The sequence below is a fragment of the Paludibaculum fermentans genome, assembly GCF_015277775.1.
Taxonomy (GTDB): domain Bacteria; phylum Acidobacteriota; class Terriglobia; order Bryobacterales; family Bryobacteraceae; genus Paludibaculum; species Paludibaculum fermentans.
Map to the genome: position 1 here is coordinate 8,427,555 of NZ_CP063849.1, position 22,041 is coordinate 8,449,595.

A 22,041-nucleotide genomic window follows, 5' to 3' on the forward strand; every position below is an offset into this window, starting at 1 on the left:
GACGATACCTATTGTGCCACAACACGGCAACGGGTTGGCGCGGGATCTCGACACCCGGCTGCGCTAAGATGGCGGCTTGCAGGACGAATCGCCCACTCCCCGGTGGAAACGGATTCTGTACCCTCAGGATCTGGTTTGGCTTCTGCTGTTCTCCGCGCTTGCCTGGGTGAGTCCCACGCGGGGTACGGCGGAGTTGGAGATGCTGACGGCCCTGGCTATTCTCCAAGTGGTTGCTCCGCGGATAGAAGCACTGAGTTCGCGGAGAGGGAATCTGGCCGTCACGGCGGTCAAGCTGGTGCTGGGATTCCTCCTGATCGGTGTGACCGGCGGGATCGCCTCCAGTTACTACCTGATCCTTATACTGCCGGTGGTTTCGGCGGCAACCACCCTTGGGGCCCTGGGTACTACCGCCGTCACTTTGGTCGCCTGCATTGCCTACCTGGCGTTCATCCCACTGGCCTACAGCCTGGACTACATGATGGACTGGGTGTACCTGCGGGATCTGAGCCTTCGCGTAATCTTCCTGCCGGTGGTCGCCTACCTGACGTACGGGCTGGTGGAGGCGAATCGCAATGAGGCACGGCGGGCCCAGGCGGCCGCGGCTGATCTGGAAGAGGCCAATCGCCGGTTGCGCGAGGCCGAGGCTTCGGTCCGGCGCAGCGAGAGGCTGGCCGCATTGGGGCAGTTGACGGCCGGACTGGCTCACGAACTGCGGAACCCGCTGGGCACGATGAAGGCGTCAGCGGAGATCCTGATGGAGAAGATCGAGCCCGGCAACGAGCTGGGCCACGAACTGGCCGGTTATATCTCCACTGAGGTGGACCGCACGAATTCGCTCATCACCCGGTTCCTCGAGTTTGCGCGTCCGGTGAAGCTGCGGCTGGCGCCGACCGACCTGAATGCGCTGATCGACATGGTAATTGACCAACTGGGCCGGATTACCCCGGATTCGCCTCTGCTGATCCACAAGAACTACGACCCGGGAATTCCCCTCATAGAGGCGGACGCGGAGCTGCTGGAGCGGGTGATTCTTAATCTGATCCGCAACGCCGTGCAGGCATCGGAGCCCGGCCGTACGGTGACGGTAAAGACCCGTGGCGGACCAGGGATTGTCGAAATCGCGGTGATTGATCGCGGCCACGGGATTCAGCCGGAACATCGCGAGCAGATCTTCAACCCCTTCTTTACCACCAAGCCGAGCGGGGTTGGGCTGGGTCTGGCGATCAGCGCCAAGATCGTGGACGAGCATGGTGGACGGATCACGGTAGAGAGCCAGCCGGAGCGCGGATCGTTGTTCCTGGTGACCCTGCCGCAGGCCCCGCCGAGCGATCGCAAGGCGAAAGCCGAATCCGCGCTTTAATCTATGTAAACTCGGCTCGCGAGAGAGATATTTCTTCAGCGAGCCGAAACTTTCTGCGAACAATTTTCGACGCGGTCCGTCTATTGAAAGCATAGGGCCATGACGCCTTTGGCACTGACCAAGGACGGGAGCCCTAGGAACCTCACTTGAGGAGTCGAATGATCATGAGTTCGCTTGCAACTATGAATGGGCTGACAATCGGCGCGACGGCAGTGGCCGTTGCGGCACCTTCGGCCGTGTCCTCCACGCGGCTGACCCGAAAAGAGCGTGAACTGCTCACAACTCTGATGCAGAATCCGGGCCGGTGTATCAGCCGGGAGACGTTGCTTCGAACGGTCTGGAAATATTCGGACGGGGCGCGCACGCGAACAGTCGACGTGCACGTGCAGAGACTGAGGCGGAAGCTGGGGCGTGAAGCCGCGGCCATCAAAACCATTGTTCGCCTGGGTTATTGCTGGTTTCCTGAACCCGAAGTAATCAGCCGTCCGACGCCGGTCTGGTAACACCCTCCCCGCGATCCAGCGGAACCGCGCACCCGCCCGGCGACGTCTCAATTGTCGAGACGTATCGCTTGAGAGATGATAAGGGCGGGCATGATGGCGCGCATCCTAATTGTTGAAGACGAAGAAAAACTACGCCGCGTACTGAGCCTGCAGCTTGAGTCGGCCGGATATGAGGTTGAGACTGCGGGCTCAGCCGAGGCGGCGTTGCGCATGAGCGACCGGGCCAACTTGGTGTTGACCGATCTGCGCCTGCCCGCCATGGACGGACTCTCGCTGCTGCAGGCTATTCAGCGGCAAAACGCGCGCCTGCCTGTGGTCGTCATGACTGCTTTCGGCACGGTGGAGATCGCCGTCGAAGCCATGAAGAAGGGCGCGGCCGATTTTCTGCCGAAGCCGTTCTCGATGGACCACCTCATGGCCGTCGTGCGCAAGGCGCTGGAAGTTCAATCCCTGCGTGAAGAGAACACGCGGCTCAAAGAGGAACTCGGGCACCGTTATCGCTTCGAGAACATCATCGGCTCAGGGCCAAAGATGCAGGAGATCCTGGCGTCAGTGCTGCGCGTGGGGCCCATGCGTACGACTGTCCTGCTGTGTGGCGAGAGCGGCGTCGGCAAAGACCTGATCGCGCGCGCCATTCACCACCACTCACCGCGCAGTGCCCACCCGTTCGTCAAGATCAACTGCACCGCCATCCCCGAGAATCTGATGGAAAGCGAGCTCTTCGGCTATGAGAAGGGTGCGTTCACCGGAGCCGCGACCAGCAAGCCAGGCAAGTTTGAACAAGCTGAGGGCGGCACGGTTTTTCTGGATGAGATCGGAGACGTGCCGACCGCCGTGCAGGTGAAGTTGCTGCGGATCCTGCAGGAGCGCGAGTTTGAGCGCCTGGGCAGCAACAAGACCCGCCAGATCGATGTCCGCGTGATTGCGGCTACAAACGTGGATCTACGCCGGGCCCTGGAAGAAGGCAACTTCCGTGAGGATCTTTACTATCGGCTGAATGTCTTTCCGCTGACGATCCCCCCACTGCGGGAGCGTGCGGAGGACATCCCGGTGCTGGCGGAGAACTTCCTCCGCAAATTTGCGAGGGAGTTGGGCTCGCAGGTGGAGGGTATTTCCGAGGCGGCGAGCCAGAAGCTGATGGCCTATCACTGGCCGGGCAACGTGCGCGAGTTGGAGAATGCCATTGAGCGCAGCCTGCTTTACGCGACGGGAACGCAGTTGCAGCCGGAAGACATCCGATTGGACCACGCGCCGCGGCGAGCGGTCCCTGGCAGCGCCGGAAACGGGAATGGCTCAGCGATCGTGAACGATTTCCTGCCGGAGGGGGTTTCGCTGGAGGAGCACGAGCAGCAGTTGATCCGGGAGGCCCTTCGCAGGGCGGCGGGCAACAAAAGCCAGGCGGCGCGGCTGTTGGGGCTTTCGCGCAACGCGCTGCGCTATCGCCTGTCGCAGATGGGGCTGGAATAGCTGGTCAGGCTGCGCGGCGCTCGTGCCAGAGCTTCACGAAGGTGCTGGCCAGGATCACGCCTCCGCCCGCTAATGCGCGTGCGGCCGGACGTTCACCGTGGAAGAACCAGGTAAAGATGGGATTGCACACAGGTTCCAGCAGCAGCAGGGTGGACGCTTCGAAAGCCGGCACCTGTTTCATGCCCCGCGTCAGCAACAGATAGGCCAGGCCGATCTGCAGGATGCCCAGGTAGAGAAGTACGGCGGTGTCCACTCCAGAAATCGAAGGAATGGGCAGCGCCATGGGCATGGAGATCGCGAAGGCTAACGAATTACCGGCGACGACCGTAGCCAGCGCTCCGCCCTGGTTGCCCGGAGTGTGAGCCAGCCAACGGAGGCCCGCGAGTGTGAAGGCGTAGGCAGCGCCCGAGATCGCCGCATAGATATTGCCCAGGGCCGGGTTGGGCGCCGTGGCAATGGGATTCTCAACGCCTGTGAAGAACAAGGTCATGCCGGCGACCAGGGCCAGCGTGAACAAGATATCGCGTTTGTGGATGCGTTCTTTGAGGAACAACGGGCCGATCACCAGCAGGTAGGCCGGCGCGGTGGATTGAAGATAGATGGCATTGGCCGAGGTAGTCAGCTTGATGGCCAGGACGTAGGTGACCAAGGTGGCCGCGTAAGTGAGGCCCACGGGCCAGACGCGCCAAGTCCAGCCTTTCCTCGCCTCAGGAACGAGAGCCAGCAGGGCGATCGCCGCTACGATGCTCCGCAGGCCCGCGGTCTGCCAACCGTTCAAGGTGGTTCCCTTGATCGCCGCTCCTCCGGTGGAGAAGAGCAGGGCTGCGCCCAGAACCATCAGGCGGCTGAGGAGAATGGTGTTCACTGATGCGGCGGCTCCGAATAGGTGAGTCTAGCAGGCTCTGGCCGCAGACCCGCTGCTGCGCGGCTTCCGCCACAGGCTGCTAGCCGTGCTGCGTATCGCGATAGGATATCCGGGAGAGCTGTGTCTGAATGATTGACCTCAAGGAACATCCCCACCGCCGATTGAATCCGCTGACCGGAGAATGGGTTCTGGTTTCTCCGCACCGGACAAAGCGCCCCTGGCAGGGGCAGATGGAAAAGGTCCCGCCCGAAACGAGGGCGGCCTACGATCCGAAGTGCTATCTCTGCCCTGGGAATGAGCGCGCGGGGGGCCATAGAAACCCCGCTTATTCCGGGACGTTTGCGTTTGACAATGATTTTGCGGCGTTGATCCCCGGCACGCCGGCCGGCCAGGTGGCTCCGCATGCCCTGCTGCAGGCTGAGGGAGTGTCGGGACTTTGCCGGGTGATCTGCTTTTCCCCGAGGCACGATTTGACCATGGCGGAGATGGCGGTCGAAGAGATCCGCAGGGTCGTGGATACGTGGACTGAGCAGTACGTCGAACTGAACGGAACTCCCGGGATCGCCTACGTCGAGATCTTCGAGAATCGCGGCGAGATGATGGGCTGCTCGAACCCGCATCCACACTGCCAGATCTGGTCCAGTTCCACAATTCCGAACGAAATCGCAAAAGAAGACGCGGCGCAAAATTCCTATTTTCGTGAAAATGGCCGCACGCTGCTGTCCGATTATCTGGAGTTTGAGCTTTCGGCCGGCGAGCGCCTGGTGAGCGTCAATGAGCATTTTGTGGCGCTGGTGCCGTGGTGGGCCGTGTGGCCGTTCGAAACGATGGTCATCAGCCGGCGGGCCGCGTCCGGCCTGGACGAACTGACATCGGATGAGCGCAACGGACTGGCGGATATCCTGAAGCAGCTGACTACGCGCTATGACAACCTGTTCGAGGTGTCGTTCCCCTATTCCGGCGGATTCCATCAGCGCCCCGCCACGAGCAGCAGGGAAGCCTGGCATCTGCACGCGCACTACTATCCGCCGCTGCTGAGGTCCGCCACGGTGCGCAAGTTCCTGGTTGGTTACGAGATGCTGGCGATGCCCCAGCGGGACATCACGCCCGAGGCGGCGGCGTTGCGGCTGCGCGAACTTAGCGATATTCATTTCAAACTAAAGATCTGACAGGAGCCCCATTCATGCGTGCGATGCGAATTACCGGCAGGGTGCTGGTTGTCCTGACAATGCTGGCGTGTGCGGCCTTGGCGCAGCCGGCGTTCTATCTCAAATCCGGCGACCGCGTTGTCTTTTACGGCGACAGCATCACCGATCAGCGGTTGTACACGACGTTTGTCGAGACCTTTGTCCGGACGCGATATCCCCAGCTGGATGTCAGTTTCGTGCACTCAGGTTGGGGTGGCGACCGTGTCACCGGCGGAGGCGGCGGACCTATCGGCCTGCGGTTGCGGCGGGATGTCGCGGTCTACAAGCCGACCGTGGTGACCATCATGCTCGGCATGAACGATGGCCGCTACCGGCCCTTCGACCAGACGGTTTTCGACTGGTACAAGACGGGGTTCGAGTCGATGGTGCAGGATCTCAAATCGCTTGCGCCCGCGGCCCGGATTACTCTCATCCGCCCTTCCCCGTATGACGAAGTGACGCGCCCGGCGATGGCCGGCGGCGGCTACAACCCGGTGCTGGTCAAGTTCGGTGACCTGTTGCAAGAGATGGCCGCCAAGCAGAGCATGCAGGTGGCGGATCTGAACGGGCCGGTGGTCAAGATGCTGGAACGGGCGCAGGCCACCAATGCTGACTTGGCGGCGCGCATCATCCCGGACCGCGTGCATCCCGGCGCCGCGGGTCACCTGATCATGGCGGCCGCGCTGCTGGATTCCTGGGGCGCTCCCGGGGTGGTGAGCGAGGTCGAGATCGATGCCAAGGGCGCGAAAGTGGTTGTGGGCAAGAACACCGCCATTAGCGGTCTCTCGGCCTCGAACGGAGTGAGCTGGAGCCAGACGGATCAAGCGTTGCCCATGCCTGTTGACCTCAACGACGCGGCAACCGCGCTGGCGGTCAAGTCTGCCGATTTCCTCGAGAAGTTCGACCGGGAGACGCTGAAGGTGAGCGGCCTGAAGCCCGGGCACTACGCCTTGCGGATTGATGGATTGCAGGTGGGCGTGTTCACCGCCGAGCAGTTGGGCGAAGGCCTGAACCTGGCCGCCTGGCCCACGCCGATGATGAAGCAGGCGAACGAAGTCCACGCCCTGACGATGAAGCGGACTGGGATCCACAATACGCGCTGGCGCACGATCGAAGTGCCGTTGGAAGCCGACCACCTGGCCGGAGCGAAGGCCGCGATGGATGCGCTGGATGCTCTCGATACGGAGCTGGACGCGAAGCAGCGGGCCGCCGCGATTCCCGTGGCTCGTAAGTATGAATTGGTTCCGGTGACGGCCGACGAAGCAAGGATTCCGGCCGGGTTCACTCCGATCTTCAACGGCAAGGACACAACCGGCTGGCACATCAGCACGACGAATCATCATGGCACGACGCCGGACTGGCACGTGGAGAATGGCGTCCTGGTGGGCATGCAGAACCCGGTGGGCAAAGGCGGGATCCTGCTCACCGACAAGAAGTACAAGAACTTTGAGGTCTACCTGGAACTCAACCCGGATTGGGGCTGTGACGGCGGGCTTTTCCTGCGCTCCAACGAACGGGGCGAGGCGTACCAGGTGATGATCGACTATCGCGACGGTGGCACCCTGGGCGGAGTCTATGGGGAGCGGCTGAAGGACGTGACCTCGCTCAGCATCAAGGACTGGGAGAAGTACTACAAGCGCGGCGAGTGGAACGTGATCAAGGCCCGGATCGAAGGGGAGATCCCACGCATTTCGGTGTGGATGAACGGTACTCTCGTCACGCAGTGGTCTGATGTGGCGAACCATTCCGTTGACGGCGCTTTGGACGGCATGATCGCCGTGCAGGTGCATGGCGGCACGCAGATCTGGAAGGAAGGCGGCAAGCAGAAGTTCCGCAACATTGCCGTGCGGGAATTGCCCTAACCAAGCCGGCTACTTTTTGACTACGGCCGTCTCGGCGATCAGCTTGCGCAGGTCATCGAGGCGGCCCTTGATGACAGCATTCGCCGGGTCCTCCTGCACCTGCAGGGTGGCCCGGCGTTCTGCTTCCCGGTAGTCGTCCAACGCTGCTGCCGTTTCGCCTGCCTGCTGGTAACAGTCACCGCGGGTTTTCAGGAAGGTGACGAGGCCGTAGCCGAACTGCCGGTTTTGTGCGTCCCGCTGATAGAGATTCCGGAGGGTCTCGATGGCCGGATTGAGTACCGCTACGGCCTCTTTGGGGCGGCCGAGGTTGAGGAGGGTCGCGGCCTGCCCACGAATCAGGGTGACGCGGATTCGCATGTTTGCCAGGGAGGAGTTCTCCACCGCGTCCATGCGATCCAACGCATCGAGGGACCGGCGATACCAGGGCAGGGCCTCTTCATTCCGGCCGAAATCCTGCATGCATTGCCCGAGTTTCATGCAGGCAATGCTGACGCCACGTCTGGCGCGCGTGAGCACGGCCGGGGCGACGTCGGTCCGTTTGGAGAGCACCTCGACCGTGGCCAGTTGACTCTTGAATGCCGCGATGGCGCCCTCTTTGTCGATCACGACTCCAGTGCCGATTCCGGCCAGATGGTCGCCCAGGGTGCCGCGCGCGCCCGAGAGCTCCACCAGGATCTCCGCCGAGTTTGGAGCCCGCGCATCGAGTCCCTCCAGCAGCCGGATGCAGTGCCGCATGTATTCCACCCCTTTCGGAGTTTCTCCGGAGTAGGCGGTCACCTCACCCAGGCTGGAATACAGCAGGGCCCGGGACTTCTCCATCGGAATGGGCCCGGAGCCTTCGGGGATTCCTTTCAGCAACTCCAAGCCGCGCCGGTAGGTCTCCAGCGCTTTCTTGGTATCTCCAATGTTGGTGGAGTAGGGATTGCCGTACAGATTCCCCAGGCGTGCGTAGGCTTCCGCCAGTTCGCCCAGCATGGCGGGATCGCCCGTCGCTTCCTTGGCCAGGTTTTCGTAGTGCGCCAGGGACTTGGTAATCAGCAGTTGCTGGGCGGGCGTGGAACCAGGCATGTCCTTGACGATGTCGAAGAGGTCGAACAGGCTCAACCGGGCGAGGTCGCGCACCTGGACAAACCGTTTTTCCGCCCTTAGCCGTTCGGTTTTGGCAATGTGCGCTTCCCAGAGCGTCGTGATGAGACCTGCGATGAGCAGGAGGACCGCGGCTGTCGTCGACAGGACGCCCGCCCTGTGGCGGCGGACGAACTTCCCGATGCGGTAGGCAGTGGTCTGCGGGCGCGCCGTGATGGGCCGCCCTTCCAGGTAGGCCTGGATATCCGCGTCGAACTGCTCGACGCTGGCGTAGCGCTCCTGCGGTTCCTTGCGCAGCGCCTTGGCCACGATGAGGTCCAGGTCCCCGCTCAACTCCTTGCGGAGCGCAGGGGATTGGACCGCGTGACTGGGCGGCGGGCATTCCTCGTTCTGGATGGCGATGAACCATTCAGCCACGGTGCGTTGAGTGGTGGAGTAAGGACTGCGGCCGCACAGCAACTCGAAAAGCATCACGCCCAGCGAGTACACGTCGGATTGTGCGTTGACCAGTTTCCCCAGGGCCTGCTCCGGGCTGGCGTAACGTGGCGTCATCATGACCGAGGTCGTGGACGTCATGTCCTCGTCATCGGGTTCGTCCACGAGTTTGGCGATACCGAAGTCGAGCAGCTTCACTTCGCCGCTGGAGGCAACCATCACATTCGATGGCTTCAGATCCCGGTGAATCACCATGTTGTGGTGGGCGTAACTCACTGCTGCGAAGACGTGGCGGAAGATCTCCAAACGGGCCCGAATGCCCAGGTTCCGGCTGTTGCAGTATGCGTCCAGGGGCTGGCCCTCGACGAACTCCATGATGAGGAACGGCATCCCGTCGGCGGAGAGGCCGCCGTCGAGCAGGCGCGCGATGTTCGGGTGTTCTAGGCCGGCCAGGATCTGCCGTTCCGCCAGGAACCGGCGCCGCAGATGTTCGGAATGCAGCCCGCGCCGCAACAGTTTGGCCGCGGCCTTCTTCTGGAACTGGTCGTCGGCGCGGTGCGCCAGGTAGACGTCGCCCATTCCACCCGAGGCCAGGGCGTGGTCAATCTGCCAGACGCCCAGCATGGAGCCGAGGGCGGGATCCACCACCGGTTGCTGGGGCGGATCAATCAGCGCCGCGAGAGCTGCCGGATTCTCGAAGAGAGCGTCGGCCGCCGAGGTGGCATCGATCATCCGCAGGACGGCATTCAGCATGATGTCGTCGCCGGCGCAGCTCTGGCTCAGGAATTGGGTTCGTTCGTCCCTGGGCAGAATTCTGGCTTCGTGAAACAGCTGCTCGACGCGTTGCCAGCGCGAATCGGTCATATTCTCTATAGCGGATCGGAGCGGTGCGATTCCATCTGTATTTGGAGCCAACTCTTTGCAAAAGCCCAATCCCGTTCCACTGTCGCCCGGCCAACATTGAGGACGCCCGCAATCTCGTGCTCAGTGAGTCCCGCAAAGAACTTCATCTCGACGACGCGCGCCTTGCGGGCATCCAGGGCTTCGAGCCTGGCCAGGGCCTGGTCGATGGCCAGGATGTCCATGTCGGGATTCGTGGAGGCGATTGCGTCCTTCATCTCAACCTGAATGGCTCCGCCCCCTCTTCGCTGGGCCTGGCGGGCTCGTGCGTGGTCGACCAGGATATGGCGCATGACAGTGGCGGAGACTGCGAAAAAGTGGCCGCGATCCCGGATATCCACCGCGCTCTGTCCGATCAGGCGCACGTAGAGTTCGTGCACCAAGGCCGTCGGCTGCAGTGTATTCGCGTTTTGTTCCCTGGAAAGTGCACGACGGGCCAAGGCGCGCAGCTCATCATAGACCTGCGACATAAGCACGTCTCGAGCACTCAGGTCGCCGTCACTCCAGCGCCTGAGCAATTGAACCGTATCGTCCGCCGAAGACCCAGGAGAGGACATGATTTTGAGAGGCCGAGGAACCCCTACAGGGTTTGAGCATAACAGGGATCCGGATCGCCGTGGGCCGCATGAGGGGACAGTGAGGGTTTCCACGCTTACGTTAATGATGAGGTTCATTCGAGGGTCGAGAGCGGCGCTCGGGGTGCCAACCCGCCCGGGATGGTCTGGCCGAGGTGCTTCGGCTGAAGCCTGGAGACAGCATGGCTATTGCCGGTGCAGGCTCTGTGCTAACGTGTGATTCGATGCGGATCCTCCAGCCGGTACTGTGGTCCAAAGGGACATTTCTGACGCCTCAGCATTTGCAGGCGCAGGACCGGTTTATCGAGAGCCTGCTGCACTTTCGCGCGGAGGCGCTGCATTACAGGCCGTGGGGTTTCTCCCGGCTGAAGCTTGATCATGAGGCACTGAATGGAGGCGCGGCCGGACTCAGGGAGGGCAGCGGGCTGTTTCCGGATGGCTCTCCGTTCGAGATTCCCGGTGCGGATACGCCGCCCGCCGCCAAGCATCTAGCCGAGTATTTCCGGCCCGGGCAGGAGACGCTGGACATCTTCCTGGCCATTCCCGAATACCGTGAGAACTCAGTGAATGTCTCGGTGCCCGGCCGCGGGCTCGACACACGCTATCTGGCTGAGGTGGCTGTGTTTCGAGACGAGAACAGCGGCCAGACCGAGCGGCCGGTGCAGGTGGCCCGGAAGAACCTGCGGATCCTGGTCGAAGGAGAGAACCGGCAGGGGCACTCGCTGCTGAAGCTTGCTCGCGTCCGGCGAACCGCTGCCGATACCCTGGAGTTCGACCCTCGATTTGTGCCACCGCTGTTGGATATCCGGGCGAGTGAAACGGTGGTAGGTACGGCGCGCCGACTGTTGGAGATCCTCTCCGCCAAGAGTTCGATGCTGAGCGCCTTGCGCAGGCAGAAGAACCAGAGCCTGGCCGAGTTTACCGTCGGTGACATCGCCAACTTCTGGCTGTTGTACTCAGTCAATTCGCATTTGCCGGGGCTGCGCCATCTCTATGAAACGAGAGGCGGACACCCGGAAGAGTTGTTCGCGCTGATGCAGTCGCTGGCGTCGGTCCTCACCACATTTTCCATGGAGGTCCAATCAAGAGATCTCCCCTCGTACGATCACGAGGACCTGGGTGAACGGATGGCCGAGCTCGAATCGGTACTGATGCACCTGCTGGAGACGGTTGTACCCAGCAACTTCGTGTCCCTGCCGCTGCGTCTCGTCCGCCCGTCCATCTACGGGGCGACGCTGAGTGAAGAGAAGTACCTTCAGAACACCAAGCTGTATCTTGCGGTTGCCGCGGACATCGGCGAAGCCGAGTTGATGGTGAAGGGGCCGCAACTCATCAAGGTGTGCTCCGCTACCCACATTGAGCACCTGGTCCGCCAGGCATTGCCGGGTGTACCGATTGCTCATCAGGTGGCTCCGCCTAGTTCAATTCCTGTGAAGTTGAACTACCAATACTTCAGCCTCAGCCAGTCGGGCTTGGCTTGGGAGGCCATAGAGCGGGCACGCAATCTGGCCGTTTATGTGCCGGGCGACTTCCCTAACCCGAAGCTGGAGCTGATCGTTCTGTTGCCTACCTCTTGAACACCAGAACAACTACCGTGATCAACAAGAGAATGAGCAGGAAACTGAGTACCGCAACCAGGATCCCCAGTAAATTGTTCTTCTTGGGTGGCGGCGGCAGTGGTACGGCGCCGGGCATCGGGGCGGAATTGAACGGCGGGGCTGGAGCCATGTCTCCTGATTGCTGGAGATGAGGTCCCTGCAACACGCGGGTGAATTCGCTGGGGCCGGCGGGCCGCGCGGTTTGCGCCAGCGGCATGGAGCCGGGACGGTCCGAGCCGGAAAACAAACCCGTTGCGCCTGCCGGAATCGGCGAATGAGCTGGAGGCGCGGGTGTGGAGCCTTGGGCGGGCAATCCGTGCTGATCTTTGCCGAACTGGATCGTGAAATCGCTGGGACCGCTGAAGGGGCGGCTGGCGGGATCGGACGGGGGTGGTGCGACGACCCCGCGTTCGATCTCCTCAACGGGCAGGGAACTCGCGCCGAGAGGCGATCCAAAGAACTTCGCGAAATCGCCCTCGTCCGACCTGGGGGGCGGCGGAGGAGGCTGCAGCGGGGACTGGCCTGCCGGCGGCCGGTAGGCGGGAGGCTGGGGCACCGGCGGTCTGGGCGGCTCGTTGACGAGCGGACGATACTGCGGTTGCGGCTGGGCCTGGGGCGTGGCGGGCTCCGGCTGGAACGGCGGTTGGGGGACTGGAGACGCCGGCTGTGCGACGGCACCTCCAAACATCCGGGTGAACTCGCCGGGCGTGTGCGCCGCGGCTGGCGGTGCAATGGGCTGAGCCGGAGTCACTGGTGCAGCCGGCTGAAAACCAACCGGGGGGACCGCCGGGGGTTGGGCCGCGGGTTGAGCCGAGTCGAACAAGCGAGTGAACTCGCCCGGCTCCGCTTTCGGCGCGGGCGGCGGAGCAGGGGATTGGGCCGGCGATCCGGCGAACATGCGCGTGAATTCGCCGGGTTCCGCCCTGGGCGGTTGCGGGGCAGGGGCACTGGGAACGGGCGGTGGAACGACAGGCAGCGGCGGAGGTTGGGGCGAAGCGGCCAGGGAGACCGCCGTCGGCTCGTCATTGCCGCCGTGGAGTCTCGTGTTGATCCACTGTTCGAGATTTGTGAAGTTTTCATCGAACGTCGTCACGACGTACGGCGGCTCGGCTGCCTCCTGGACTTCCACGACCACGCCCATCAATGTGGTTGGGTCCAGCCGCATCTGATCCCTCAGATGGAGGAGGAGCGGTGAACGCCTGCTGTCGTCGCCCATACCCCACAAGTGGAGCAACACGTTCCGTCCCGTTTGGATCTCCCGGGCTTGGAAGGACTTCGGTTCCCCGTTCCGGACCAGCTTCACCAACTCGTATCTGCTATAGAAGCTCATGGTTCCCGCCGCCTCGATCGAGTACTATTATAAGTCTCGCGGAGGAGACGGCTCGCCAGAAAATGGAGTGCATATGAAGACGCTGAGCCGTGTAGTCTGGTCGGAGGGAATGCACCTCGGGCCGCAGCATTTTCAGGCTCAAAACCGGTATTTCGAGAACCTCGTCCACTTCACGGCCGCTAACCTGGCCTATGAGCCCTGGGGGTTGGCCGCGTTTCAACTGGACAAGGACGCGATTCGAAACGGCCTGGTCACGCTGATCCACGCGAGCGGAATCTTCCCTGACGGGCTGGTCTTCGCCGTGCCCGATCCTGACTCCGGTCCGGCTTCCCGCGCCATTGCCGAAGTGTTTCCGCCGATGCGGGAATCCGTGGACGTCTTCCTGGCTATCTCGCCGTTTCAGGAGATCAGCGCCAACTGTTCGGCCAGTGAACAAGTGGAGCCCGGGCTCCGTTATGCGCCGCAGACGGTGGACATGCCCGACGAACTTACGGGCATGGACTCAAAGCAGTTGCGGCTGGCGCGCAAGAATCTCCGCATCCTGGTGGAATCTGAACTCCATGGCGAACTGGCCATCCCGATTGCACGGGTCCGCCGCGACGCCGCCGGGCAGTATGTCTACGACTCGAACTTTGTCCCGCCGGTGCTGCGCATCCAGGGCAGCGAACGGCTGATGGTACTGCTTCGCAGGTTGGTGGAGATCCTGGACGAGAAGAGCCGGGCGGTGGCCAAGCCGAAGGATCTTTCGGCCGGGACGGCTTCCGGCTTCTCCGCGCAAGGGATTAGCAATGCATGGTTTCTGCATTGCGTGAATGCGTCGCTTACGCCCCTGCGGCACCTCTGTTTCAGCAAGTCGGGCCACCCGGAAGAGTTGTACACGGAGATGGCGCGCCTGGCCGGGTCGCTATGCACATTTGGCCTCGACTCGCATCCCGCGAACCTGCCGCTTTACAACCACGCCAAACTGGCTGAGTGCTTCGATACTCTCGATCACCACATCCGGACCCACCTGGAACTGGTGGTGCCCAGCAATTGCGTGAGCATTTCGCTGACGAAGTCAGCCAACTACTTCTGGGAGGGCCAGATCGCCGACTCCAGGACGCTGGTGCATTCCCGCTGGATCTTTGCGATCCGTTCCAAGATTGGCGAGGCGGAACTGATCTCGGGCACGCCGCGACTGGTCAAGGTATGTTCGAAGGAGTTTGTGCCTAAGCTTGTTGCTCGCGCCCTGCCGGGGATGACCCTCAAGCACATCCCTGTGCCGCCGCCGGCAATTAACCCCCGGGTGGACTACCAGTATTTTAGTGTTGATAAGGCAGGACCCTGCTGGGAGCACATGGTCCAGTCCCGTCAGGTGGGCGTTTACGTGCCCGGCGAATTGCCTGATCCTGAGATTGAGCTGCTGGTTGTACTGGAGTCATAAAGTAAGGAGCCGGAGCCCCGTCAAAATTCTATGAATGCATCGCCTACGGCAGTCCCCTCACCGGAAACCCCGGCCCAACGGCGCAACGAGAATCTTGCCTTAGTTTTCCAGGAGATGTTGACCGCGGTGGTACGGCTTCGCTCGAACCGCCAGGCGGTCAACGATGCGGAGTCTTTCCGCAATCAGGTGCGGCAGGCCATCCGCCTGGCGGACCAGGAAGGGCGCAAGCTGGGCTATACGGAGGACGACATCCGCCTGGGCGTCTTCGCTGTGGTGGCGTTTCTGGACGAGTCCGTTCTCAACCTGCAGAACCCGGTGTTCTCCGACTGGGTCCGCAAACCGCTGCAGGAGGAGTTGTTCGGCCGGCATACGGCAGGCGAGATCTTCTTTGAACAGCTTCAGCACCTGATGGGCCGCCGCGAAACGACGGAGTTGGCCGATCTGTTGGAGGTCTATCAGCTCTGCCTGCTGTTGGGTTTTGTCGGCCGGTATTCGATCAGCGGCCGTGGCGACCTGAGGGCGATCATTGAGGCGCTGAACGACAAGATACGGCGGATCCGCAAACCTCGCGGCGAGATTTCCCCTTCCTGGCAGTTGCCGGAGCAGAAGTTCGTGCAGAGCGGGGGCGATCCCTGGGTGAAGCGCCTGCAATGGGTGGCCTTGGGATCGGGCATTCTGGTTCTACTTCTCTTTGTCATGTACAAGGTTTTTCTGGGCTCGGGGCTGACATCGCTCCAGAGTCTGGTGCGCTGAGGCAATCATGCTTCCGACCTCTTATTACTTCATTGCCGCTTTCGGCATGGTCTCGTACCTGGTCCTGACGTGGTTCCTGGTCGACCTGCTCAAACTGCCTTATTCCGCGGTCTGGATTGCCCGCATTGTGATCTCCGCGATCGGACTGCTCGCCGGAGGCCTGTTCCTCTGGTGGAAGGCGAAACGGGGCGTGGCAAAGGGCGACGGCACGGCGGCGCAGCTTCCGTCCGAATCCGAGGAGATGGACCCGCTGTTTCGGGATGCCGAAACCCGCCTGGCTGCATCCACCCTTGGCCACGATGCCAAGGTTGGGACCCTGCCCGTCATTTTGGGCATCGGCGATCCCGGGTCGGCCAAGACCTCCACTTTCGTGAATTGCGGCGCCGAGCCGGAGTTGATCGGCGGCCACGTCTACCAGGAGGGGTACATTATCCCCACGCGATCGGTGAACCTCTGGTTTGCCCGGAACGCAGTCATGGTGGAGGCCGGTGGACAGGTTTTCTCCGATGGGAATCGATGGAACGCATTGCTGCAGCGTCTGCGAGCAGCCCGGCTTCGCTCTCTGTTCTCCAAGAAGCAGCAGGCGCCGCGATCGGCGGTTGTCTTCTTCGACGCTGAGGCGTTTCTGAAGCCAGGCGCTCAGGAGAATGCCACCGTCGTGGCCCGGCGGCTGAATGCCAGGCTTGGGGAAGTGAGCCGGACGCTTGGCGTCCAGTTGCCGGTTTATGTGATTTTTACGCGTTGCGACAGGATTCCGTTCTTTGCCGAGTTTGTCGGCAATTTCTCGGAAGACGAGGCGCGTCAGGTGGTGGGCGCCACCGTGCCGATGGCGTTCAACGCGCGCGTGGGTGTCTACGCCGAAGAAGAGATCCGGCGTCTTACCTCCGCCTTCCACGATATTTTCCTGGGGCTGGCGGACCAGCGGCCCGCCCAGTTGGCGCGCGAGGCCAATGCCCAGAAGTTGCCGGGTGTTTACGAGTTCCCGCGCGAGTTCCGGAAGATTCGGGCCCTTGCCGTGCAGTTCATGGTGGACCTTTGCCGGCCCAGCCAGTTGCAGACCAGCCCTTACCTGCGCGGGTTCTACTTCTCAGGTGTGCGGCCCGTCGAGGTGAGGGAGGTCGTGCAGGCGCCCCGCTTGCAGCCAGGTTCCTCGCGATCGAGCGGAGCGACCGGCATCTTCTCAATGGGCGAGAGGGGCGAGATGGTGGAACAGCCCCAGCAGAGTGTCCAGATGCGGCGGGTTCCGCAATGGGTCTTCCTCAGCCGGTTGTTCAATGAAGTGATCCTGCGCGACCAGGCAGCGTTTCAAGCCAGTGCCGCGGGCGTGGGAACGGATAACGCGCGCCGTCTGCTGCTGGCCGCCGCGGCAGGGTTGGCACTCGTTTTCGGGGTGGGCTGGACGACTTCGTATTTCGCCAACCGGACGCTGCAACGTCAGGTATCGGAAGCGGTCGCTGGCATTGGTTCAGTTTCCGGCGGCGGCCAGGATCTAGCGCCGCTCGATGCCCTGAAGCGGCTGGACTCGCTGCGCGAGAACGCTGAGCTATTGTCACGCTACAGCAGGGAAGGCGCGCCCTGGAGCCTGCGCTGGGGCCTGTACACAGGCGACGACCTGTTGCCCACAGTCCGCCGGTTGTACTTCAGCCGGTTCAATCAGTTGATGTTCGGCGCCACGCAGGCTGATCTGCTGGACCACCTCAAAAAGCTGCCCTCCAGTCCGGGACCAACCGACGAGTATTCCTTCACCTATGACACGTTGAAAGGGTACCTGATCACTACTTCGCACCACGACAAAAGCACTAAGTTGTTCCTGTCCCCATTGCTCCTCAAACGGTGGGCGGGCCAGAGAACCGTGGATGCCGACCGGCGCTTGCTGGCGCAAAAGCAGTTCGACTTCTACAGCGAGGAATTGAAGTTCGCCAATCCCTTCAGCTCTGAGAACGACACGCTCGCGATTGAAAGGGCCCGCAAGTTCCTGGCGCAGTTTGCGGCCACCGAGCGGATCTATCAGTTCATGCTGGCGGAAGCGAGCCGGCGGAACCCGGCCATCAATTACAACCGTCAGTTCGCCGGCTCCGCCCAGGTGATTCTCAACGGGAAGGACGTGGCCGGAGCATTCACAAAGGATGGCTGGGTGTTCATGCAGGATGCCATTAAGAACTTTGAACGGTTCTTCGCCGGAGAAGAGTGGGTGCTGGGATCGCAGACTTCCGCCGCGCTGGACCGCGCCAAGATCGAGCCGGAATTGCTAGCCCGCTATCAGTCAGACTTCACCGGCAACTGGCGCGACTACCTCAAGAACTCGACCGTCCTCCGTTACGCCAGCGTGGATGACGCCGCGCGCAAATTAGGAATGATGTCGAACAACACCTCCTACTTGTTGGCGTTGTTCTGCCTGGCGAGTGTCCACACCTCGGCCTCTACGAACGCAGACATCAAGTCGGCGTTCCAGCCGGTCCAGTTTGTGACTCCGCCAGCCTGTCCCGATCGCTACATTGAAGCAGCGAACCAGAACTACATGAATAGCCTGGTCGCGCTGCAAGCTTCGCTGGAGCAGGTGGTTCGCGCCAAGAACCCCAGTGACCCTTCCGTCAATGCAACGCTGCAGGAAGCGTCGCGCGCCAAAACAGCGGCCCGGCAAGTCGCCCAGAGTTTCCGCATCGACAAGGAAGGCCACGTCGAGCAGATGGTTCAGAAGCTGATGGAGGATCCCATCACCTATGTTGAAGCGCTGCTCGGCCGTTTGGGACCGGCCCAGATCAACGGAGAGGCACGCCGCTTCTGCGTCGACTTCCAGGGCGTGGTCAACAAGTATCCTTTCAATACCTCGTCGCAGAACGATGCCTCCCTGGAGGAGATCAACACCGTCTTCAAACCGGGTAGCGGGTCCATGTGGGTGTTCTACGAGCAAACGCTCAAGAACCACCTCGTTCGCCAGGGATCCCAGTTTGTCTCCGGCGGCAGTGATTCCAGCATCCGCATCACTCCGCAGTTCCTCAGATTCTTCAACCGGGCGGCCGCCTTTAGCGACGCTCTGTACCGCAGCGGCGGCTCGCAGGATCCGCAGCTCAGCTACACCTTGAAGGCCCTGCCTGCCGAGGGAATCCAGGGGCTGACCCTGACCCTGGATGGGCAGACGCTCAAGTCGACTGGCGCCGGCGGACAACAGGCGTCGTTCCAATGGCCGGCTTTGCGGACTCGTGAAGCACGCCTGGCCGGCAGCCTGGGCGGAACCGAGTTGGGCTTCCTGAGTTACAACGGGCTGTGGGCGGTGTTCCGCTTCTTCGGAGACGCCGATCGCTGGCAGGCTTCGGGCAGCGGCTACAACTTCGAGTGGGTGCCGCGACAGGGGCAATCCGGCCAGCCCATGACACTTTCGACCGGTAAGCCATTGACTGTCAGGTACTTCCTGGATATGGGGACAACCGCCCCCATCTTCCAAAAGAATTATTTGTCAGGCTTCCAATGTGTGAGTCAAGCCGCCCAGTAATTGCGCTTGATCAATTGAAGCGTCACAGAGTGGGTCCTTGACTCCGGTCCTGGATGGTTTTAGATTAGGCGACAGTCCGAAGCGAGCCTTTTGGGAGGGCGCGCAGAGGCGGAGGAGAAAAATGGCAAGAGAGAGTGTCCATGCGAAGCTGGAACGCGTGCGTCCGCCGCGTGTCCATGTGACTTACAACGTTGAGGTTGGTGACGCTGTCGAGATTAAAGAGATCCCCTTCGTGATGGGGGTGCTCGGTGATTTCAGCGGTCAACCCGAAGAGCCGCTGCCGCGCATCAGGGAAAGGCGCTTTGTCGAGGTCACGCCCGACAACTTCGATGGCGTCCTGGCCAGCATGAAGCCCCGCGTGGCGTTCACCGTCGAGAACAAGTTGAGTGACGACCCCAATGCCGGCAAGATCGGTGTCGATCTCAGGTTCTCCAGCATCGAGGACTTCGAGCCGGAAAAGGTCGCCCGCCAGGTGAACCCTCTCCGCGAGCTGCTCGAGCTCCGGACCAAGCTCAGCGATCTGCGAGGAACCCTCCAAGGCAACGAGAAACTGGAGAAACTTCTCCAGGATGTACTCGGCAACTCGGAGAAGATGCAGCAGATCAAGGATGAGATGGATAGTGCTGAGGGAGGCGAATCCAATGGCTAAGTTGAAACCGGCGGCGGCCGCTGCCGCGCAGAACGTCACGGTGGAAAAGACCAAGCAACCGGGCCTTCTCGACCAGATTGTCGATCAGGGGCGGATGGCCCGCGATCCCGCGCAGCGCCAGTGGGGCAAGTCCCTGGTGAGCGAGTTCGTGAGTCAGATTCTACAAGGCGAAATGACGGTTTCGCACGATCTGGAGGCGATGATCAATCAGCGCATCTCCCAGATCGACCATCTCCTTTCGCTTCAGTTGAACGAGATCCTGCACCACGAGAAGTTTCAACAGCTGGAGTCGACATGGCGCGGACTGCGGTACCTCCTGGACCAGTCTGAGACCGGGACGCAACTGAAGATCAAAGTTCTCAATGTCGGCAAGAAAGAACTGCTTCGCGACCTTCAGCGTGTACCTGAGTTCGACCAGAGCCAGGCGTTCAAGAAGGTCTATGAGCAGGAGTTTGGCGTATTCGGCGGCGAGCCGTTTGGCGCCTTGATTGGGGACTACTACTTCGGGCGCGGACCGGAGGATATTGAACTGCTCGAGCGGATGTCGCAAGTGGCCGCTGCAGCTCATGCGCCGTTCATCTCCGCCGCATCGCCGGAGCTCCTGAACCTCGAGGATTTCACCCAGCTCGACAATCCGCGAGACTTGGCCAAGGTGTTCGACACCACGGACTATGCCCGTTGGAAGGGCTTCCGCATGAACGAGGATTCGCGCTACATCTGCCTCACCATGCCGCGAGTCCTGATGCGCGTGCCCTACGGTCGCGAGACCAGGCCCGTGGATGAGTTTTCGTACGAAGAGAATGTGGACGGTCTGACTCACGATCGTTACCTGTGGGGCAATGCGGCCTATGCGCTGGGCTCCAAGATGACGCAGGCGTTCGCGCGCTATGGCTGGTGCGCGGCGATCCGAGGTGTGGAGGGTGGCGGTCTGGTGGAAGGGCTGCCGGTTCACACGTTCTCCACCGACGACGGCGACACTGTCATGAAGTGTCCTACCGAGACGATCATCACCGACCGGCGCGAGAAGGAATTGGCGGATCTGGGGTTTGCTCCCCTGGTCCACTGCAAGGGCACGGACTACGCGGCCTTCTTCAGCGTGCAGACCTGCCAGAAGCCGAAGTTGTATGACAAGCCGGAAGCCAATGCCAATGCACGGCTTTCCGCGCAACTGCCGTACCTCATGGCGGTCAGCCGTTTCGCGCACTATCTGAAGTCGATGATGCGGGATAAGATCGGAAGCTTTACTTCGCGAGCCGAGTGCGAGATGTTCCTGGGCAACTGGATCGCGAACTATGTCACTTCGGACGATTCTGCCTCGGCAGCGGTCAAGTCCAAGTATCCGCTCCGTGAGGCGCGGGTTGAAGTGGCGGAGGTGCCCGGCAAGGCGGGTGCGTATAAGGCGGTGGCGTTCCTGAGGCCGCACTTCCAGTTGGACGAGCTGAGTGTTTCGCTCCGGCTGGTGGCTGATCTGCCTCAATCGGCGCGCAAGTAGAGGGCGCGCTGGGCATACTGGGGATTCGAACAGGAGGAATGAACTATGTCTGCGATTTGGCATCTCAAGATTCCAAATATCGATGGCGAGAGCGAGATCCAGGGTTACCAAAACCAAATCCAGGTTCTTAGCTTTAGCTGGGGCGCCAGCAACACGGCGGGGGTCTATGGATCGGGCAGCAGCCATGGCGGCAGCCAGATCCAGGAGTTTCAGTTCTCCAAGAAAGTGGACTCGGGCAGCCCAAAGCTGTTTGCTCACTGCGCCAGCGGCAAGCACATCAAGGAAGCGACGCTGACCGGCACACGCTCCGGTACAACCGGTGGCCGCGAAGAGTACATCAAGTATCTCTTCACCGACTTGATCATCTCTTCCATCAACTGGGCGGCTGGATCGGACCAGCCGTCGGAGAGCATCAGCTTCAATTTCGGCAGTATTAACGTCCAGTACTTCCAGATCGAGGGCGGCAAGAAGACCGACCAGGTCTTGGGCGGCTGGGACATCCAACAGAACGTGGCGCAATAGGGGGCATGAGTCATGGCTGATACTCCTCATCTACTTCAGGTTGAAGGCATCAAGGGCGAGTGCAAGGAAACGAAGTACCTCACCTGGATCAACATCGAGTCGTTCTCCTGGGGCATTTCCAACGAAGTGACGACGAAGGGTACCGCGCGCAGCGCCGGTGTCCCCGACTTCGCCTCGTTCACGGTCACCAAACCAACAGACAAGGCTAGCCCCAAGCTCTTCCTCGCCTGCTCCAGCGGCCAACACTTCAAATCGGCGAAAGTCGTCTTCCGTCGAATGGGCAAAGCGGTGACAGCCGGTCAACCCTCATCTCTCGATGAGTTTTTCGAATGGACCTTTGGCGACGTGATGGTCAGCAGCTATCAGAACGGCGGGTCTGACCAGGCCTCGGCTAGTGAAAGCATCTCGTTTAGCGCCGCCTCGGTCTCAATGAACTACTTCGTGATGAAGAATGGCCAGCGCACCGGTGGAGTTATGGCGGGTTACGACATCCGCAAGATCACTGAGAGCATCGGCACATAGTGGTTTCGCGCAATAATGCGAC

17 protein-coding genes are annotated in these 22,041 nt (G+C 61.5%); 13 read left to right on the forward strand and 4 right to left on the reverse strand.

Annotated features, from left to right (window positions below; all coding sequences use genetic code 11):
- Positions 1 to 76: 76 nt before the first annotated feature.
- From IRI77_RS33425 to IRI77_RS33435, 3 genes are all read left to right on the forward strand, one after another.
- Entirely contained in the window at positions 77 to 1,360 is a 1,284-nt protein-coding gene (locus tag IRI77_RS33425) for a sensor histidine kinase (protein WP_194449267.1), read from the forward strand.
- 164 nt (positions 1,361 to 1,524) lie between these two features.
- Positions 1,525 to 1,863 (forward strand): winged helix-turn-helix domain-containing protein, encoded by a 339-nt coding sequence (locus IRI77_RS33430; protein ID WP_194449268.1) that lies wholly within the window; start codon positions 1,525 to 1,527, stop codon positions 1,861 to 1,863.
- 90 nt (positions 1,864 to 1,953) lie between these two features.
- A complete protein-coding gene (locus IRI77_RS33435) occupies positions 1,954 to 3,330 on the forward strand; it encodes a sigma-54-dependent transcriptional regulator (RefSeq protein WP_194449269.1) in 1,377 nt (458 codons plus the stop codon).
- 4 nt (positions 3,331 to 3,334) lie between these two features.
- Here IRI77_RS33435 and IRI77_RS33440 read toward each other — a convergent pair whose 3' ends face one another.
- Positions 3,335 to 4,195, reverse strand: coding sequence for a DMT family transporter (locus IRI77_RS33440; RefSeq protein ID WP_194449270.1), 861 nt, complete (start codon positions 4,193 to 4,195; stop codon positions 3,335 to 3,337).
- A 128-nt stretch (positions 4,196 to 4,323) separates the two neighbouring features.
- On the opposite strand from IRI77_RS33440, the gene IRI77_RS33445 reads away from it, so the two are divergent.
- Positions 4,324 to 5,364, forward strand: coding sequence for a UDP-glucose--hexose-1-phosphate uridylyltransferase (locus tag IRI77_RS33445; protein WP_194449271.1), 1,041 nt, complete (start codon positions 4,324 to 4,326; stop codon positions 5,362 to 5,364).
- 14 nt (positions 5,365 to 5,378) lie between these two features.
- Positions 5,379 to 7,244: a family 16 glycoside hydrolase gene (locus IRI77_RS33450; RefSeq protein WP_194449272.1), complete on the forward strand. Its 1,866-nt coding sequence runs from the start codon at positions 5,379 to 5,381 to the stop codon at positions 7,242 to 7,244.
- A gap of 9 nt (positions 7,245 to 7,253) precedes the next feature.
- Here IRI77_RS33450 and IRI77_RS33455 read toward each other — a convergent pair whose 3' ends face one another.
- Positions 7,254 to 9,629 carry a serine/threonine protein kinase gene (locus tag IRI77_RS33455; protein WP_194449273.1) on the reverse strand — a complete coding sequence of 792 codons (2,376 nt, stop codon included), beginning with the start codon at positions 9,627 to 9,629 and terminating at the stop codon, positions 7,254 to 7,256.
- A 5-nt stretch (positions 9,630 to 9,634) separates the two neighbouring features.
- Entirely contained in the window at positions 9,635 to 10,222 is a 588-nt protein-coding gene (locus IRI77_RS33460; protein WP_194449274.1) for a sigma-70 family RNA polymerase sigma factor, read from the reverse strand.
- Positions 10,223 to 10,464: 242 nt separating this feature from the next.
- Between IRI77_RS33460 and tssK (IRI77_RS33465) the strand changes: the two genes are divergently transcribed.
- Positions 10,465 to 11,817: a type VI secretion system baseplate subunit TssK gene (gene tssK / locus IRI77_RS33465; protein WP_194449275.1), complete on the forward strand. Its 1,353-nt coding sequence runs from the start codon at positions 10,465 to 10,467 to the stop codon at positions 11,815 to 11,817.
- Here the strand turns inward: tssK (IRI77_RS33465) and IRI77_RS33470 are convergent.
- Positions 11,807 to 13,168 carry a hypothetical protein gene (locus IRI77_RS33470; protein ID WP_194449276.1) on the reverse strand — a complete coding sequence of 454 codons (1,362 nt, stop codon included), beginning with the start codon at positions 13,166 to 13,168 and terminating at the stop codon, positions 11,807 to 11,809. The two genes, tssK (IRI77_RS33465) and IRI77_RS33470, sit on opposite strands and share 11 nt — an antisense overlap.
- Positions 13,169 to 13,241: 73 nt before the next feature.
- Between IRI77_RS33470 and tssK (IRI77_RS33475) the strand changes: the two genes are divergently transcribed.
- The 7 genes from tssK (IRI77_RS33475) to IRI77_RS33505 all read left to right on the forward strand — a co-directional run bounded on the left by tssK (IRI77_RS33475) (position 13,242) and on the right by IRI77_RS33505 (position 22,019).
- Positions 13,242 to 14,591, forward strand: a complete 1,350-nt coding sequence (tssK, locus tag IRI77_RS33475) for a type VI secretion system baseplate subunit TssK (protein WP_194449277.1) — start codon at positions 13,242 to 13,244, stop codon at positions 14,589 to 14,591.
- 30 nt (positions 14,592 to 14,621) lie between these two features.
- On the forward strand, positions 14,622 to 15,344 hold the full coding sequence (locus IRI77_RS33480) for a DotU family type IV/VI secretion system protein (protein WP_228486453.1): 723 nt from the start codon (positions 14,622 to 14,624) through the stop codon (positions 15,342 to 15,344).
- Positions 15,345 to 15,351: 7 nt separating this feature from the next.
- Entirely contained in the window at positions 15,352 to 18,834 is a 3,483-nt protein-coding gene (locus tag IRI77_RS33485; protein WP_194449279.1) for an ImcF-related family protein, read from the forward strand.
- 121 nt (positions 18,835 to 18,955) lie between these two features.
- Positions 18,956 to 19,483 carry a type VI secretion system contractile sheath small subunit gene (gene tssB, locus IRI77_RS33490; RefSeq protein ID WP_194449280.1) on the forward strand — a complete coding sequence of 176 codons (528 nt, stop codon included), beginning with the start codon at positions 18,956 to 18,958 and terminating at the stop codon, positions 19,481 to 19,483.
- Positions 19,476 to 20,975, forward strand: a complete 1,500-nt coding sequence (tssC, locus tag IRI77_RS33495; protein ID WP_194449281.1) for a type VI secretion system contractile sheath large subunit — start codon at positions 19,476 to 19,478, stop codon at positions 20,973 to 20,975. Before tssB ends, tssC begins: the two co-directional genes overlap by 8 nt.
- Before the next feature lie 45 nt (positions 20,976 to 21,020).
- On the forward strand, positions 21,021 to 21,497 hold the full coding sequence (locus tag IRI77_RS33500) for an Hcp family type VI secretion system effector (RefSeq protein WP_194449282.1): 477 nt from the start codon (positions 21,021 to 21,023) through the stop codon (positions 21,495 to 21,497).
- A 12-nt stretch (positions 21,498 to 21,509) separates the two neighbouring features.
- On the forward strand, positions 21,510 to 22,019 hold the full coding sequence (locus IRI77_RS33505) for an Hcp family type VI secretion system effector (protein ID WP_194449283.1): 510 nt from the start codon (positions 21,510 to 21,512) through the stop codon (positions 22,017 to 22,019).
- The last annotated feature ends 22 nt before the right edge of the window (positions 22,020 to 22,041 follow it).

What these genes read in the sequence shown, in the direction of transcription:
- IRI77_RS33430 (WP_194449268.1), top strand. Translation starts at nt 1,525, where the DNA reads ATGAGTTCGCTTGCAACTATGAATGGGCTGACAATCGGCGCGACGGCA.
- IRI77_RS33435 (WP_194449269.1), top strand. Translation starts at nt 1,954, where the DNA reads ATGATGGCGCGCATCCTAATTGTTGAAGACGAAGAAAAACTACGCCGC.
- IRI77_RS33445 (WP_194449271.1), top strand. Translation starts at nt 4,324, where the DNA reads ATGATTGACCTCAAGGAACATCCCCACCGCCGATTGAATCCGCTGACC.
- IRI77_RS33450 (WP_194449272.1), top strand. Translation starts at nt 5,379, where the DNA reads ATGCGTGCGATGCGAATTACCGGCAGGGTGCTGGTTGTCCTGACAATG.
- IRI77_RS33455 (WP_194449273.1), bottom strand. Translation starts at nt 9,629, where the DNA reads ATGACCGATTCGCGCTGGCAACGCGTCGAGCAGCTGTTTCACGAAGCC.
- IRI77_RS33460 (WP_194449274.1), bottom strand. Translation starts at nt 10,222, where the DNA reads ATGTCCTCTCCTGGGTCTTCGGCGGACGATACGGTTCAATTGCTCAGG.
- tssK (WP_194449275.1), top strand. Translation starts at nt 10,465, where the DNA reads ATGCGGATCCTCCAGCCGGTACTGTGGTCCAAAGGGACATTTCTGACG.
- IRI77_RS33470 (WP_194449276.1), bottom strand. Translation starts at nt 13,168, where the DNA reads ATGAGCTTCTATAGCAGATACGAGTTGGTGAAGCTGGTCCGGAACGGG.
- tssK (WP_194449277.1), top strand. Translation starts at nt 13,242, where the DNA reads ATGAAGACGCTGAGCCGTGTAGTCTGGTCGGAGGGAATGCACCTCGGG.
- IRI77_RS33480 (WP_228486453.1), top strand. Translation starts at nt 14,622, where the DNA reads ATGAATGCATCGCCTACGGCAGTCCCCTCACCGGAAACCCCGGCCCAA.
- IRI77_RS33485 (WP_194449279.1), top strand. Translation starts at nt 15,352, where the DNA reads ATGCTTCCGACCTCTTATTACTTCATTGCCGCTTTCGGCATGGTCTCG.
- tssB (WP_194449280.1), top strand. Translation starts at nt 18,956, where the DNA reads ATGGCAAGAGAGAGTGTCCATGCGAAGCTGGAACGCGTGCGTCCGCCG.
- tssC (WP_194449281.1), top strand. Translation starts at nt 19,476, where the DNA reads ATGGCTAAGTTGAAACCGGCGGCGGCCGCTGCCGCGCAGAACGTCACG.
- IRI77_RS33500 (WP_194449282.1), top strand. Translation starts at nt 21,021, where the DNA reads ATGTCTGCGATTTGGCATCTCAAGATTCCAAATATCGATGGCGAGAGC.
- IRI77_RS33505 (WP_194449283.1), top strand. Translation starts at nt 21,510, where the DNA reads ATGGCTGATACTCCTCATCTACTTCAGGTTGAAGGCATCAAGGGCGAG.